Source organism: Alcaligenes nematophilus (assembly GCF_026344155.1).
Classification (GTDB): Bacteria; Pseudomonadota; Gammaproteobacteria; order Burkholderiales; family Burkholderiaceae_B; genus Alcaligenes; species Alcaligenes phenolicus.
On sequence record NZ_JAPKMZ010000002.1, the window covers coordinates 310,997 to 326,470 of the forward strand.

The 15,474-nt window shown below is 56.0% G+C and carries 9 protein-coding genes and 6 tRNA genes; 12 read left to right on the top strand and 3 right to left on the bottom strand.

Translation table 11 applies throughout. The annotated features are described in order from the left end of the window. Window positions 1–22: 22 nt before the first annotated feature. Window positions 23–2,845 carry an EAL domain-containing protein gene (locus OSH04_RS06515; protein WP_060185582.1) on the bottom strand — a complete coding sequence of 941 codons (2,823 nt, stop codon included), beginning with the start codon at window positions 2,843–2,845 and terminating at the stop codon, window positions 23–25. A gap of 555 nt (window positions 2,846–3,400) precedes the next feature. Here OSH04_RS06515 and OSH04_RS06520 point away from each other — a divergent pair. The 6 genes from OSH04_RS06520 (at window position 3,401) to OSH04_RS06545 (ending at window position 4,073) form a co-directional block, all read left to right on the top strand. Beyond that, a tRNA-Ala gene (locus OSH04_RS06520) sits at window positions 3,401–3,476 on the top strand. 27 nt (window positions 3,477–3,503) lie between these two features. Beyond that, a tRNA-Glu gene (locus OSH04_RS06525) sits at window positions 3,504–3,579 on the top strand. Between the two features lie 20 nt (window positions 3,580–3,599). Further along, window positions 3,600–3,676 (top strand) — tRNA-Asp (locus OSH04_RS06530). Window positions 3,677–3,800: 124 nt separating this feature from the next. Continuing rightward, window positions 3,801–3,876 (top strand) — tRNA-Ala (locus OSH04_RS06535). 25 nt (window positions 3,877–3,901) lie between these two features. Further along, window positions 3,902–3,977 (top strand) — tRNA-Glu (locus OSH04_RS06540). A 19-nt stretch (window positions 3,978–3,996) separates the two neighbouring features. Continuing rightward, window positions 3,997–4,073: transfer RNA gene (locus tag OSH04_RS06545), tRNA-Asp, on the top strand. 91 nt (window positions 4,074–4,164) lie between these two features. Here OSH04_RS06545 and OSH04_RS06550 read toward each other — a convergent pair. Next, window positions 4,165–5,352: an MFS transporter gene (locus OSH04_RS06550; RefSeq protein ID WP_266108135.1), complete on the bottom strand. Its 1,188-nt coding sequence runs from the start codon at window positions 5,350–5,352 to the stop codon at window positions 4,165–4,167. A 121-nt stretch (window positions 5,353–5,473) separates the two neighbouring features. Here OSH04_RS06550 and OSH04_RS06555 point away from each other — a divergent pair, with 121 nt between their 5' ends. From OSH04_RS06555 to OSH04_RS06575, 5 genes are all read left to right on the top strand, one after another. After that, entirely contained in the window at window positions 5,474–8,185 is a 2,712-nt protein-coding gene (locus tag OSH04_RS06555; RefSeq protein WP_266108136.1) for an ATP-binding protein, read from the top strand. A 175-nt stretch (window positions 8,186–8,360) separates the two neighbouring features. Continuing rightward, on the top strand, window positions 8,361–8,972 hold the full coding sequence (locus OSH04_RS06560; protein ID WP_035271186.1) for a TetR/AcrR family transcriptional regulator: 612 nt from the start codon (window positions 8,361–8,363) through the stop codon (window positions 8,970–8,972). A gap of 54 nt (window positions 8,973–9,026) precedes the next feature. After that, a complete protein-coding gene (locus tag OSH04_RS06565; RefSeq protein WP_009463858.1) occupies window positions 9,027–10,112 on the top strand; it encodes an efflux RND transporter periplasmic adaptor subunit in 1,086 nt (361 codons plus the stop codon). Beyond that, entirely contained in the window at window positions 10,109–13,171 is a 3,063-nt protein-coding gene (locus OSH04_RS06570; RefSeq protein ID WP_266108137.1) for an efflux RND transporter permease subunit, read from the top strand. The genes OSH04_RS06565 and OSH04_RS06570 overlap by 4 nt, the downstream gene beginning before the upstream one ends. Window positions 13,172–13,286: 115 nt before the next feature. Beyond that, window positions 13,287–13,769, top strand: a complete 483-nt coding sequence (locus tag OSH04_RS06575; RefSeq protein ID WP_035271189.1) for a DUF3293 domain-containing protein — start codon at window positions 13,287–13,289, stop codon at window positions 13,767–13,769. Here the strand turns inward: OSH04_RS06575 and OSH04_RS06580 are convergent. Further along, on the bottom strand, window positions 13,746–14,168 hold the full coding sequence (locus OSH04_RS06580) for an acyl-CoA thioesterase (RefSeq protein WP_266108138.1): 423 nt from the start codon (window positions 14,166–14,168) through the stop codon (window positions 13,746–13,748). The two genes, OSH04_RS06575 and OSH04_RS06580, sit on opposite strands and share 24 nt — an antisense overlap. Before the next feature lie 288 nt (window positions 14,169–14,456). Here OSH04_RS06580 and bioB point away from each other — a divergent pair, with 288 nt between their 5' ends. Then, window positions 14,457–15,473 carry a biotin synthase BioB gene (gene bioB, locus OSH04_RS06585; protein WP_083054143.1) on the top strand — a complete coding sequence of 339 codons (1,017 nt, stop codon included), beginning with the start codon at window positions 14,457–14,459 and terminating at the stop codon, window positions 15,471–15,473. Window position 15,474: the final 1 nt, after the last annotated feature.

Consider the following 15,474-nt stretch of genomic DNA (forward strand, 5'->3'; position numbering starts at 1 on the left):
AGCAGGGATTGAAAGGATTCTGCTATTGCAAAGCCTGCGGTGCATTCGGGTACAAGCGCGCGGCAAAACCACCGGCACGCTCCCGATTCCAGGTCTTGCACCAATCCACGAACTCATCCGCCGGGATGGGCGTAGAGCACAAATAGCCCTGCATATAGTCGCAACCGGCGTTGTTCAACAAATCCAGTTGCTCGTGACTGGTCACACCTTCTGCCACTACCCGCAAGCCCAGCTTTTGCGCCATGACAATCATGGCCTGAGTCAGCACCAGATCCTCGCTGCTCAGGGCCAGATTGCGGATATAGCACTGATCAATCTTGAGCACATTGATGGAAAACCGCTTCAGGTGCGACAGAGAGGAGTAGCCGGTGCCAAAATCATCCAGCGCCACACTCATGCCGTACTCCCGCAAGGAGCGCAACTGCTGCAAGGCTTGCCCCTGATCGTCCAGCAACAAGCGCTCGGTAATTTCCACCACCAGCGCATCACCCGGAATGCCTTGGGTTTGCAGATACTCCACCCACTCGCGCGCGCAGGAGCCATTGAGCTTGAACTGCGCGGGCGAGACATTCAGGCTGACCCGGAAACCGGGGTCCAGCTCGTTGCGTAGTTTCACCGCGGCCTGGGCAGCCGTCTCGAACACCCATTCGCCAATCAGCACAATCAGACCGGAATCTTCGGAAAACGGAATGAATTCTGAAGGGGGCACCAAGCCCAACTGCGGGTGTTCCCAGCGTATCAAGGCCTCGGCACGGGTGACCTGCCCTGTACGCAAATCCACAATGGGTTGGTAATAAAGCTGGAACTGCTGCTCGCTTAGTGCCTTTTGCAAATCCTGCGAGAAACGCAGGCGCGCTTCCACGGCTTCGCTCATGGCAGGCAGGAAGCGGCAGTATTGATTACGGCCGCAAGCCTTGGCGGCGTACATGGCCATATCCGCATTCTTCAAAAGCTGGCCGGCATCATCGCCATCTTCGGGGAACAGCGTGATTCCCACACTGGCAGAAACAGACACCGAGTTCTTGCCCAACTGGAAAGGCTCTTCAATCGTGTCCAGCAAACAGCGACAAGTGCGCTCCACAATCGAGGTATCGCTGATATCCGAGATGATGACGGTAAACTCGTCACCACCAATACGGGCCACGGTATCCGTTACCCGCACACAGCGCTGCAAACGCTGGGCCACTTCCTGCAGCAGGACGTCGCCCTTCTCGTGCCCCAAGGAATCGTTCACATCCTTGAAAAAATCCAGATCCATAAAGATCAGCGCGAAAGGCAAGCCTGTGCGACGCGACTGCTCGCGCGCTTGCTGCAAGCGATCCTGGAACATCTGCCGATTGGGCAAGCCCGTCAAATGATCGTAATGCGCCTGCTTCCACATCTGCGCTTCACGCTTCTTATGGCTGGTGATGTCGGTGAACAAGCCAATATGGCGATACACCGTGCCATCCGGGTTCCAGGCAGTGCTGATGGTCAAACGCTCGGCAAAATCCTCGCCGTTCTTGCGTCGATTCCAGATATCGCCCTGCCACCGCCCGGTTTCCGAAATCTCGCGCCACATCTTGCGGTAGAACTCCGTGTCCTGACGCCCCGAGTTCAGGATAGACAAGGTGCGGCCCCGCACTTCGTCCAGCTCGTAGCCGGTGATGCGGCTAAACGCCGGGTTGGCATCTACCACATGGCCAAAACGATCCGTTACAACAATGGCTTCGCAAGTGTTCTCGTACACCACGGCCGCCAAACGACCCGTCACTTCGTTGCGCACCCGCGTGGTGATGTCCTGCACTACTGCCACCATGCCCATACGGCCCTCGAGCTCGATGGGAATGGCACAAATCTCGACATCAATGGATTTGCCGTCATAACGCAATGCCCGCGTTTCATAGCGCAAACTGCTGCCACCAGAACGCGAATCGGGCACCACTTGAGTCAAAGAAGGAAATCGCGGCGACAGAAAGACTTGATCAACCGTGAACTCCTGGCGCAATTGTGCACGGCTATATCCCAATGTCTCAGCCAGCTTTTTATTGACGAAATCAAAGCGGCCATCGCGGGATAAATAAACTCCCAATAAAGGGTTGTGGCTCAAACTGCGGCATATGGCGTTGAGCTGGGATAAATTGCGCTGCTGAATAGAAAGCTGCGCATCCAGCTGTTGAATCTGCAAACCGCAGTAATTCAAAATCTGCGATAAATAACGGGTTTCACTAGTGCCTGAACTGGTGCTTTTTGCACGGTAATTGCCGCCAGTAAAAGCCTGGCCTTGAGCCACCAGCTGTCGCAAGGGATCGGCTGCCCAGGCACGCAACATGAAGTAGGACAGACACAGCGCGATCAAATCCAGACCCAGCATGAAGAACACCGTCCAGCGGTGCTGCGAGCGGACGCTTTCACGCGAGGCATCAAACGCATCCAGCAATTGCTGGGTGTTATGACGAAATAACGAGTCTTCCGCGTTCAGGCTGGCCGCTGGCAAGAGCACTTGCTCGGAGCTGACCGGAAAATCCAGACGCATCAAGCGCCGCTGCCATTCATTACTTAGTTGGGAGACCAGCCCCAGCAAGGGCTTGTCCAACGGGACCAGGACCACACCATCGACTACCCCGCCATCACGCAACAACTGCACCACCCCTTGGAACTGCTGATCCAAGTGGCGCAAACGGGCAGGCGTCGAACTGGAAGGCGCGGCCAGCGCCACGGAATAGCTGATATCAGAGAGCTGGCGCAGGAGGCCGCTACTTGCCTGCAGGCGAATTTCTGCCTGGTTTTGCTTGTAAATGACAGTAACCGTTGCGGAGATCAACAACAGCCAGACCAACAGCACCCAAATCAGCAAAGCACTCAAACTGATTCGTCTTTGTGCATCCACTGGAACAGGCAGAGGTGATGATATGCACTGCTTTGCTGACATAGCGCCATTAAATAAAAAAATGCAGGCTAAGTGAGGGGCCTACAAAACGTAATTATTGCAGGTGAAATGTTACTCAACGAAGCATACCATCATTAGATTACAGAGCAGCGCAAATTTCTCACAAACCCTGCATTTATGCGCCTAAGAAGGGAATTAGACAAGCCTGAAAGGGACAAAAAAACGACGCTAATAGTTGAAAGCATTTCCTTCTATTGAGCCACAAATGAAATGTTATGACACAAAGAAGATACAAAACTCCGTATAAAACAAAAAGATACAAGCGCATTTCAGGCTCACCCTGAGCCCTGTTTTCGGCTTCCGCACGCCGGGGGTATCGCCTCCTCTGCCTGCTCCATGCCCCCCTCTGGCAGCCCCTCTGAAGTTTTTTCACTTTATTTTGGTTTTTTTCTTCAAAAGACTTGCACAAAGATAAAAACACCTTCATAATCTCAATTCTTCGTTGGTGGTCGACAAAAAGAACACCGAAATGGGGGTATAGCTCAGCTGGGAGAGCGCTTGCATGGCATGCAAGAGGTCAGCGGTTCGATCCCGCTTACCTCCACCAAAAAACGAAGATTAGCTGTAGAGTCCTGTCCCCTTCGTCTAGAGGCCTAGGACACCACCCTTTCACGGTGGGTACAGGGGTTCGAATCCCCTAGGGGACGCCAAGATTCTTGGCAACCGCTGCGGAGCGGTAGTTCAGTTGGTTAGAATACCGGCCTGTCACGCCGGGGGTCGCGGGTTCGAGTCCCGTCCGCTCCGCCAAAAGATTTAAAAAATCAGTCCCAGACTGGTTTTAGCAGTTTGAAGTGGCAAGCCTCGTCAAGCCTGACACTTATTTCGATACTTTGGTTTTTTGACGCAGTTAAAAAACGAAGTAAAGAAAATTGGGGGTATAGCTCAGCTGGGAGAGCGCTTGCATGGCATGCAAGAGGTCAGCGGTTCGATCCCGCTTACCTCCACCAAAACGACGATTTAGTTGTAAGTCCTGTCCCCTTCGTCTAGAGGCCTAGGACACCACCCTTTCACGGTGGGTACAGGGGTTCGAATCCCCTAGGGGACGCCAAGATTCTTGGCACCGCTGCGGAGCGGTAGTTCAGTTGGTTAGAATACCGGCCTGTCACGCCGGGGGTCGCGGGTTCGAGCCCCGTCCGCTCCGCCAAAAAATTCAAAAAGCCTGATAGATTTCGATCTGTCAGGCTTTTTTCATTGGTGGACTCCGGCCTGCAAGCATGCGCACCAGAACACCTCTCTCAGCCTCTGGTGCCTATCGCTCGTCTACGGATACCGTGCAAAGAAAAACCGATAAGCACTAATGCCCCTCCAAACAGGCATACCGCATGCCACCCACCCAGACGCCAGGCAATACCAGCCCCCCATGATCCTGTCGCACCGCCCACGAACATGCCGCTCATAAATAGCGTATTCAATCGGCTCCTGGCCTCCGGACGGAGTGAGTAAATCACATGCTGATTGGAAATGAGTGCCAACTGCTCACCAATATCCAGCAACAAAATGCCCACAATCAAACCGGCAAGACTGCTCCAAAGCCCCAACACGGGGTATGACAGCAACATGATCAGGCAAGCAGCCGTGATAACAATCTGCGGTCCACGATGATCTGCGCTGCGACCCGCCAATGGAGCAATCAAAATCCCGGCAGCACCGACAACGCCCATCAAGCCAGCTACATCCGCTCCCAAGCCGTATGACTCCTGCATGTGCAATGCCAGAACTGTCCACAAACCCATAAAGGAGCCAAACAGGACCGCTTGAATACGGGTTGCTCTACGCAACAAAGGCTCTTCCCGCCACAGAACGATCAAGGACCTTATAAGGCTGAAATAACGTTGATGCACCTGGGGATTGCTATGGGGCAATTTGAGAAAAAGCATGAGCCAGGCAATCGCCGTCATCACTGCACCTAAGCAATATGTGGCCCGCCAGCCCCAATGATCGCCAATAAAGCCACCCACAGCCCTACCCAATAAAAGACCGCACAACACCCCGCTCATTACCGTGCCTACTACTTGTCCCCGGCGGCTCGGCGTCGCTAGTTCTGCCGCAAAAGGCACAATTTGTTGAGCGGCTGATGCAGAGATCCCCACCAACACGGACGCACAGACAAACCCCCAGGCATTGGGGGTTACCGCCAGACATACCAGCCCGACCAGCAAAACCGCCGCCTGCCCCAGAATCAATTTTCTACGGTCAACCCGGTCTCCAAGAGGGACCAGAAAAAACAGGCCGCAAGCAAACCCCAACTGGGTCGCCGTCGGGGCCAGATTAATCAGCCCTCTTTCCTGCGGAAATGCCTGTTGCAACAGTTCCAGAAGTGGCTGGTTGTAATAGACATTCGAGACAAATACGCCACAGGCAATCGCCATCACCATCAGAAGCGCCGTATCCAGACGACGCACCAAGGCGGATTCTTTGGACATCACTGACTCACAAAGTAAAAAGTAGGCTGTCATGGTGAAGGAACACGTAGCCAAAGTCTTTGGCCTACAATTTCAGACGTCTGAAATCTGCTTTTCCGCCCAACTTTACCCAGAGACAAGCATGTCTAACGGTACCCACCCCGCCCCTCAGAAACACTCAAGATCCGCCCTGGCCCGCGACGACGATATGCTGGCATTTGGCCGGTACCAGCTATTTCCGGGCCTGCGGCTTTTGCTGCGGGACGGTGTGCGGTTGGAGGTAGGCGAGCGTGCGCTTGATGTGCTCATCTACCTTGTAGAGGCAGCAGGAAAAGTGGTGTCAAAAGACTCACTCCTTTCGCAGATATGGTCCAAGGATGTGGTCGAGGAAAACAGCTTGCAGGCACAGATCTCATCATTACGGAAAACTCTGGGTGACGATAGAGACCTTATTTCCACGGAGTTTGGCCGAGGCTATCGATTCACCGGCGCTGTGCAATCCCATCAAGCGGCAAGCCCAATTATTGCTCATCAAACACGGAGCAAACTGCCACGTCCCAGGTCCCCCTTGATCGGCCGTGTAGAGGAGTTGCTGGAATTAAATCGGCTCCTTGCAAGCCAATGCCTGATCACGCTCGCCGGCCCTGCCGGTGTCGGCAAGACCCGTTTGGCCATAGAACTGGCCTCTGAAGCAAGCCCACTTTTCCCTGATGGTGTTTACTTCGCGGACTTGTCCCAACTTGGCAGCCCCGCCTCTGTATTACCAAGCATCTCAAGCGCCTTGGCCGGCCTTGTCGGCACAGACACACAGGCCGCATCGCATCCAAACAGGGCACTCCTGCTAATTGATAACTGCGAACATGTCGCTTCGGCTTGCGCACACGTGATTGAACAACTTCTGGAGGCCGACCCGAAGCTGAGCATCCTCCTTACCAGCCAAACCCCTTTGGGACTGGAGGGCGAGCAAGTCTTTCGCATCACCCCTCTCTGCGTCCCCGCAAACCCCATCAAGTTAGAAAACGCACGAGCATACAGTGCTATCGAGCTATTCGTACGCCGAGTTATCGCCGCAGACTATCACTTCAAGCTGACAGAAGATAATCTGGATCAAATTACGGCACTCTGCAGAGCGCTGGACGGGGTTCCCCTGGCGCTGGAAATTGCCGCTGCCCGAGTCCCCTCGCTAGGGCTGGCTGCCGTCGCTGAAGACCTGGCTATTTCCTCGGGTTTGCTGGCCGCCCGGAAGAACCCATCCTCTGGGCGCCACCAGACACTGGGTGAGGCCATGCAATGGAGCTACCACTTACTGAACTCGCGTGAACAAAACGCTTTTCAGGAACTGGCTATTTTCCCTGGCGATTTCACCCTCTCCGCTGCAGAACAAATCGTCTCTGCAAGACCCAAAGACTCGACCAGACTGCCCGACATTATTTACGGATTGTTTGAAAAGTCCCTGCTCACCCTGCAAGCCGGGACGCAAACTATCCGCTATCGCTATCTGAGTATGCTGCGCGCATATGCCCTGGAGCAGCTTGGGGATCGACAGACTGTTTTGGCGGACAGACATGCGCACTTTACTGCCCAACTGGCATCCCAGGCTCAACACGACTGGATGTCCTTACCCACGCCCCAGTGGAGGCAACGATATGAACACCACATCGATGACATCAGAACCGCTTTGGACTGGGCATTCCGAAATAATCAGCACCGCAGTCTGGGGCTCCATATCCTGGCCAACTCCGCCCCATTCTGGATACAGTTGTCGCTTCACGATGAAGGTCGTCAGAGAATTACGGATGCACTCAAACAAAGCACAGGCTCATCCCTAGAAGAACAGCAGGAGATGATGATTCAAGCCGCCCTGGCCACCTCCCTGACCTGGTCACGCGGCCCGACGCCAGAGAATGGACAGGCATGGACCCGAGCTGGCGAGCTCGCATTGCAGCTAGGCGACAGGGAGATGCAGCTACAAGCGGAATACGGCCTATGGCTCTTTCATCTTCGTAGCGGCCGGTACACCCAGGCTCTGGAACACGGCCAGAACATGGCGGATTTGGCTCTACAGTTCTCTGACCGAGCCGCTTTTCTGACTGCCCGCCGTCTAATTGGCACGTCCTATCATTTTTTAGGACGGCACGCTGAAGCCTTATTTGAAATCGAGGCCATGCTTGATGCCTATGTGCGCGACGAACGCCATGGCTCTCACTTCCGATTCGGATTGGATCAGCGCGTCGCGGGCTGGGCTTTTCTTTCCCGCATTCTATGGGTCATGGGGAACACGAACAAAGCTCGCCATGCGGCCCAATTAGCGATCGAGGAGGCCATACCGCTGGATCACGCTTGCACCTTATGTTGTGCACTGGCGGAAGGAAGCTGCACGGTGGCAGCGCTTTCAGGGGATAGCCAGGAGGTCACTCGAATGTCGCAAGAGCTTAATCACCTTGCTGGCCAACATGGTTTGGAGTTCTGGGCACGGTATGGTTCGGCATTTACGCTTTGGGCAAAAGTCGCCGAGAACCCCGCTGAAGTTCCTTTCCAGACACTCCAGTCAGCTCTGACACAGTTACAGGAGCACGGGTTTGACACGGCATATTCTGTTTTCTTGTCTGACTTTGCACATGCAATGATCGAACAAGGGCATAGCCCGGAAGCGGTTGCACTCATCAAGGCCCGCCTTGCTGATGAGACCGCTGAAGAGCAACTATGGAACGCCCCGGAACTGCTGAGAATTCAGGCGCAGGCAATGATGCATCTCCCATCCGAACAACCATACGTATCAGCTACCTTGCAAAAAGCGCTATCCCTGGCACGCTCTCAACAAGCCAAAGCCTGGAAAGTCAGACTCAAAGCATGATCCCATCCTGCGGATGCCCTGCTGCCTGCTCAAGCCATCGGCTGATCTAAAAGGTTTGCCTGTCAAGAAGAGTCCCATCAAGCAAAAAAACGGGATATGTGGCCTCAATTTACTTGCCGCGGCTTAACAAGGAAGTTAATGTATTGCGTTATCGTTACTTCAACATTCAACTTCTATGCCAGCCAGTACCCTGGGCCAGCGTGGTCCGACCGAGCATCATCGCCGCGAACAGATCATTGAGCAGGCCAATACGCATTTCCGGCTCTACGGGTATCGCAAGACCTCTGTTGCCAGCCTGGCCAAATCCATAGGCGTGTCCAGCGCTTATCTCTATCGTTTTTTCGACTCCAAGCAGGCTATCGGCCAGGCGATCTGCCACTCTGTGCTCAAAGGCATGCACGTGCAGCTGCAACAGATTGTGGAGGGCGACTTGCCCCCTATCGAACGTCTGCGCCACTTCATTGAAACCGCCTGCACGCTAAGCCTGGAGCTGTTCTTGCAGGAAGGCCGCATGCAAGAAGTGGTCATTGAAGCGCTGCAAAACAATTGGGCAACAGTGGACCAGCACAGAGAAGATTTGCTGACCCAAATCACCGCCCTGGTGCGCGCGGGCCGTGAAAGCGGCGACTTTGAACGCCGCACGCCCTTGGACGAGGTGGTTCAAGGCATCCTGTTTGCCTTGACCGCCTGTCTACACCCTGTCTTGCTGGAAATACATCCGCCTGAAAAAACCCGCCAAGGTTTGCTGGTGGTAACGCAGCTTATCCTGCGCAGCCTGATGCCTTGAACATCACGCCCCAAGTTACAGTTCATCCAACTATTTACCTACCCGGAGTCCTGCATGGCTCTTTTTCGCTCTCTTAGTCCTGTCTTGAGTTTGTCCGCCGCCCTTGTACTGATGGGGTGCAGCCAGCAGACGCAGGAGGCCGACCCTCGCACTCAGGCTCCTTTGGTAATTCAAAGCGTGATTCAGCCCAAGGCCGATCAGCAGCGACGTTTCCTGGGACTGGTCAGCGCACGGGTGGAAAGCCCGCTGGCATTTCGGGTAGGCGGCAAGATTGATACACGCAAGGTCCAGAACGGCGAGCACGTGGAAAAAGGCCAGCTCTTGATGACGCTGGATCCCAAAGATCTGCAACTGGATTACCGCGCCCGTCTGGCTGCCGTGCAGGCCGCCCAGGCTCAGGCCGAACAAGCCCAGTCAGATTACAAACGCTTGTCCCTGCTGGTAGAGCAAGGCGGTGTTTCCCGTCAGGCGCATGAACAAAGCCAGAAGGCACTGCGTAGCGCACAGGCAAATCTGAAGTCCGCCCAAGCACAAGCTGAAATAGCCCGCAACGCCGACCAATACAGTTCCTTGAAAGCAGAAGCCAGCGGCATCATTACCGCCCAGATTGCGGATGTTGGCCAAGTTGTCAGCCCAGGGCAAGCCGTGCTGCGCCTGGCCCAGGACGGTCCACGTGATGTCATTGTCAGCCTGCCCGAGCAGTGGGATATTCCGCTGGGTACTCGCGCCACTATTGAGCTGACGGACTCCCAGGAAAGCCTGCCCGCCCAACTGCGCGAGTTGGCCCAATCCTCTGACCCTGCAACCCGCAGCTATCAGGCCCGCTTTTCCTTCGAGGGCGAGAATGTCACCGCAAGACTGGGTTCCAGCGCCATTGTGCATTTGACGCCCCCGGATGCAGACGCCTTGAATCAAGTACCACTGACTGCAATTTACGATGCGGGTAAAGGGCCCGGCGTGTGGGTAATTGATGATCAGAAAACTGTGCACTGGCAGCCCGTGACCATTGCCAAACTGGCCCAGGAACACGCTTACCTGTCCCAAGGCCCTGAAGCCGGTACGGCCATCGTGGCGTTGGGCGCTAACCTTTTGCATGAAGGCCAGGAAGTTCGTCCTGAAACACGCGAGGTCAAGCAATGACAGGCCGCTTCAATCTCTCCGCTCTGGCGGTGCGTGAACGGGCCATCACGCTGTTCCTGATCATTGCTCTGGCAGCGTCCGGCATTTACTCCTTCGTGAAACTGGGTCGAGCCGAAGACCCGGCTTTTACCGTGAAAGTGCTGACCGTCACCGCCATGTGGCCCGGAGCCACCGCCCAGGAAATGCAGGATCTGGTGGCCGAGCCCATGGAAAAGCGCATGCAGGAACTGCGCTGGTTTGACAAGGTAGAGACGGTTACCCGTCCCGGCACCGCCTTGATGGTGGTGACCCTGAAAGACACCATGCCGCCGGCGGACGTTCAGAGCGAGTTCTATCAGCTCCGCAAGAAGCTGCAGGATCAGGCTCCGCGCTTGCCCAAAGGCGTGCAGGGGCCGTTTGTGAACGACGAGTACTCGGACGTGTCCTTCAGCCTGTTCGCGCTGCAAGCCCCTGGCTTGCCACCGCGCCTGCTGACTCGCGAGGCCGAGAAAGTACGCAGCCAGCTACTGCAAGTCCCCGGCGTCAAGAAGGTCAATATTCTGGGCGAGCAAAGCGAGCGTATTTTTGTCGATCTGGACGAAGCCAAGCTGCACAACCTGCAGCTCAACCCTCAACAGATTCTGGAAGCCTTGTCCAAGCGCAGCGCCATGACAGCCAGTGGTGCCGTCAGCACCGATGGCCCGCGCATTCACATGCGCCTTAGCGCCGGACTGGAGGATGTAGAGGCCATCAGCAATACCTATATCTACGTGCAAGGCCACAATCTGCGTCTGGGCGACATTGCCACCATCAGCCGTGGATACGAAGACCCGCCCAGCTTCGAGATTCACCACAACGCACAATTTGCCATGTTGCTGGATGTGGTGATGCAGGAGGGCTACAACGGCCTGTATCTGGGCAAGGATCTGGAAAAGGCACGGGAAGATATTGCCGCTGCCCTGCCCCTGGGCTTCTCCCTGGATACCGTCACCAACCAGTCGGTGAACATTGCCTCCGCCGTAGGCGAGTTCATGTTCAAGTTCTTCGCGGCGCTGAGCGTGGTGCTGCTGGTGTGTCTGGTCAGCATGGGCTGGCGGGTCGGGATTGTAGTGGCTGCCGCTGTGCCCCTGACGCTGGCCATGGTGTTCGTCATCATGATGATGACGGGCAAGGTGTTTGACCGGGTAACGCTGGGCGCGCTGATTATCTCGCTGGGCCTGCTGGTGGACGACGCCATTATTGCGATCGAGATCATGATCGTGAAAATGGAAGAAGGCATGGACCGCCTGAAAGCCGCCGCCTATGCCTGGAACCATACGGCAGCCCCCATGCTGTCCGGCACCCTGGTGACGATTATCGGCTTTCTGCCGGTGGGTTTTGCCCGTTCCTCTGCCGGGGAGTACGCCGGCAATATCTTCTGGATTCTGGCCGCTGCCCTGCTGACGTCCTGGCTGGTCGCGGTGGCCTTCACTCCCTATATGGGCGTGAAATTGCTGCCCGCCATTCCAGCCCGTCCTGGCGGCCATCAGGCCATTTACGACACCCCCAACTACATGCGCCTGCGCCGCATGATTGCCTGGTCAGTACACCACAAGTTTCTGGTGGCCGGGATTGTGGTGGCGGCCTTCGTGCTGGCGGTTGTAGGCATGGGTTTCGTCAAACAGCAATTCTTCCCCACCTCCGACCGACCCGAGCTGCTGGTAGAAGTGCAGTTACCCGAGGGCAGCAGTATTCAGTCCACGCAAGCCGTTACTCGCAAGGTGGAGAGCTGGTTGCGCGAGCAGCCCGAAACCAAGCTGGTCACCAGTTATGCCGGGCAAGGCGCACCGCGCTTTTTCCTGTCCTACAACCCTGAACTGCCTGATCCCTCCTTTGCTCGTCTGGTGGTGCTGACGGCTGATCACCACGACCGCGATGCGCTGCTGCAACGCTTCCGCCAAGTGGTGGCCGATGGCCTGACACCAGAAGCGCGCGTCCGTGCCACTCAGCTGGTGTTCGGGCCATCCACCAAATACCCGGTGGAGTTCCTGGTACGAGGCCCTGATCTGGACAAGCTGCGTGATATTTCCGAGCAGGCCATGGCGGTGATGCGGGCCGACAAGGACATGCGTCAGGTGAACGTGGACTGGGGTTCGCGCGTACCCGTCCTGAAGCTGGACGTAGACCCGCAACGTCTGCAAGCCTTGGGGTTGAATCGCCAGAGTCTGGCCGAGCAAATCCAGTTGCAGCTGGATGGCACAACCGTTGCGGAATACCGCGAAGACCTGCGTAATGTGCTGGTTGTGGCGCGCAGCTCGGCCAGCAACCGCCATGACCCAACTCGCCTGTCCGGCCTGACCGTCATGAATGATCAGGGCCAGAACCTGCCCTTGGAGCAAGTCGGCAAGCTGGAAATCATCCAGGAAGAACCCAAGCTGGCCCGTCGCAACCGCCTGCCCACCATGACCGTGCGGGGAGATATTGCTCCGCACGTGCAACCGGCAGAAGTGGCCAACCGGGTGATGAAGGAGTTTGCCTCCTTGCAGGCTTCCCTGCCCCCTGGCTATCTGATCGAGATGAGCGGCATCACCGCCGAGGCCAAGAAGTCCAATGACGCGCTGCTGCCCGTCTTCCCGGTCATGATTGCCTTGATGCTGCTGGTTATCGTGATTCAGGTACGTTCGCTCTCGAACATGATCATGGTGTTCCTGACCGCCCCCTTGGGCCTGATTGGCAGCGTGCCCGCCCTGCTGATCTTCCAGCAACCCTTTGGCTTTACGGCGATTCTGGGGCTGATTGGTCTGGCGGGGATCCTGATGCGCAATACCTTGATTCTGATTGAGCAGATCAAGACCAACCGGGCTGAAGGTGCCTCGCCCTACGATGCCGTGATTGAAGCCACTGTGCAGCGTGCCCGCCCCGTCATTCTGACGGCGCTGGCGGCGGTACTGGCCTTCATTCCGCTGTCCTTCTCCGTGTTCTGGGGCTCCATGGCCCTGACGCTGATCGGCGGTACAGCCATTGGCACCATCCTGACGCTCTTGTTCTTGCCCAGCTTGTATTCGATCTGGAATCGAATCCAGGATCCACGCGCCTCATAACTTGCTTGAAGGCTGAAACTGTGTAAATAATGGATGCATGGTTTGAACACAAACAAACCATGCATCCCACTGCCAGTCTTGTGGGTCCAGAGAACAGAACGACGCAAGATAGCTTATGTCTACACAGAAAGACCTGCCCGCCGCCCTGTCTCACGCTTTCGAGAAGGCGATCTACCGTGTACACAGCCCAAAGGGCGATATGGACGTGCGCATCGGCCAGCTCAACCGCCCTCTGAATCAATTACTGGAACAAGAAAACAGCCGTGGTGCGGCAATTTTGACCGCCTGCAATCCAGGCGCGCAAATTTGCAGCCGTGCCTTTAACGATGCAGTTCAGGAAAGCTTGCTGCGCGATTTGCAGAAACTGGATCTGCGCTGGTGGCCCGCTGTGAATCTGGACCCCAAGGGCAAATGGCCGGATGAACCCAGCCTGCTGGTGCTGGACATCAGCCTGCAACAGGCACGCTGGCAAGCACGCCTGTTCAAGCAATTGGCTTTTGTCTATATACCGCTCAATGGCAAGCCGCAGCTGCATCAAGTGCAGCAGCGCCTGCCGGTGTCTGATCAGGCCGCTTCAAACAGCCCCGTTCCCTTCTAAGCGCTGACGAAAGTCTTCAGCAATGGCGGCACCTTTCAGCCGCCCTTCCGGCAAGACCTGCGCCCAGGCGCGCCACTCGTGGCCGGTTGCTACCAGCACGCCGTCCATATTGAAGACTTGATATTCAAGCTTGAAACGCCGGTCCAGCCATTGAGCCACATGCACGCAAACGCGAATCTCGCAATCATAGGTGACAGGTGCGCGGAAGTTGGCACCGACATCCACCAATGGCGTTACCGCATCATATTCCTGGCGCAAGATACGCTGGCTCAAGCCTGCTTGCCGCAGCCACGCCTGATACGTGCAATCAAACCAATAAAAATAATTGGGATAGAAAACAATCCCGGCCTCATCGCAATCACCCCATTCCACGGTGATGCGGCGCTCGAACACGTGCATGTTTATCCTTTTGCAAAATCGCCTGCCAGTTTACCTCGGATAAAAAGGTGGAAACCACGGTAATCAGGCACTGAACCAGCCGCTGAAACATTTTGCAAACACTACCTTTGAAACAGTTTGTATCTCTCACAATAATTAAAATTAAGCGAAGTTAGCGACAATTTCGTCTAAGCATCACTGAAATAGGCCCCATAGCGAGAAAAGCCTCCGGAGCCTGCCGGCCCCAGGAGTCGTCTTTCACAGGCAGAAAACCTAGCATAGCTGCGTCACTGAATAAGGTAGCCTGCCATGTCTGTAAATACCCCCGCACCCTGGACGATTCGTCGCATCATGGAGCTTTACGAGCTGCCCTTTATGGACCTCGTGTTCCAGGCGCAGACCGTACATAGACAGCACCACCCGGCCAATCAAATCCAGCTCTCCAGTCTGCTCTCCATCAAGACAGGCGCCTGTCCCGAAGATTGCTCCTACTGCCCGCAATCCTCCAAATACCAGACCGAGCTGGAACCTGAACCCTTGATGCCCCTGGAACAGGTATTGGAAGCGGCCCGCGCCGCCCAGGCACAGGGTGCTCAGCGTTTTTGCATGGGTGCCGCCTGGCGCTCTCCTACCGAAAAACAGTTGGACCAGGTAGTTGAGATGGTTAGCGCCGTCAAAGCGATGGGGCTGGAAACCTGTGTCACCTTGGGCATGCTCAAAGACGGTCAGGCGCAGCGCCTGAAAGATGCCGGGCTGGACTACTACAACCACAATCTGGACACCTCCCCCGAGTTCTATGGCCAGATCATCAGCACACGCACGTACCAGGACCGCCTGGACACGCTGGAACGCGTACGCGCAGCCGGTTTGAACAGTTGCTGCGGCGGGATTATCGGCATGGGTGAAAGCCGTCGCGAGCGTGCTGGTCTGCTGGCTCAGCTGGCCAATATGCGCCCTTACCCCGAGTCCGTGCCTATCAACCAATTGGTGAAAGTACCGGGCACGCCGCTGGATCAGGTCGATGATCTGGACCCCTTCGAGTTTGTACGTACGATTGCCATTGCGCGTATCCTGATGCCCACCAGCGCCGTACGCCTGTCGGCGGGTCGCGAAACCATGGATGACAGCACCCAGGCCCTGTGCTTTATGGCCGGTGCCAACTCCATTTTCTATGGCGAGCAATTGCTGACTACCGGCAACCCGCAGTTTGTGGCAGACCAGGATCTGTTTGCCCGCCTGCAACTGGAAGCGGCCAAAACCACACTGTCCGAACCCCCTTTGTCATTGGAACAAACCCGTCCACGCGCTATGGTCGAGGCCCTCTAAC

What these genes read in the sequence shown, in the direction of transcription:
- bioB (WP_083054143.1), top strand. Translation starts at nt 14,457, where the DNA reads ATGTCTGTAAATACCCCCGCACCCTGGACGATTCGTCGCATCATGGAG.
- OSH04_RS06560 (WP_035271186.1), top strand. Translation starts at nt 8,361, where the DNA reads ATGCCAGCCAGTACCCTGGGCCAGCGTGGTCCGACCGAGCATCATCGC.
- OSH04_RS06580 (WP_266108138.1), bottom strand. Translation starts at nt 14,168, where the DNA reads ATGCACGTGTTCGAGCGCCGCATCACCGTGGAATGGGGTGATTGCGAT.
- OSH04_RS06570 (WP_266108137.1), top strand. Translation starts at nt 10,109, where the DNA reads ATGACAGGCCGCTTCAATCTCTCCGCTCTGGCGGTGCGTGAACGGGCC.
- OSH04_RS06555 (WP_266108136.1), top strand. Translation starts at nt 5,474, where the DNA reads ATGTCTAACGGTACCCACCCCGCCCCTCAGAAACACTCAAGATCCGCC.
- OSH04_RS06550 (WP_266108135.1), bottom strand. Translation starts at nt 5,352, where the DNA reads ATGTCCAAAGAATCCGCCTTGGTGCGTCGTCTGGATACGGCGCTTCTG.
- OSH04_RS06565 (WP_009463858.1), top strand. Translation starts at nt 9,027, where the DNA reads ATGGCTCTTTTTCGCTCTCTTAGTCCTGTCTTGAGTTTGTCCGCCGCC.
- OSH04_RS06575 (WP_035271189.1), top strand. Translation starts at nt 13,287, where the DNA reads ATGTCTACACAGAAAGACCTGCCCGCCGCCCTGTCTCACGCTTTCGAG.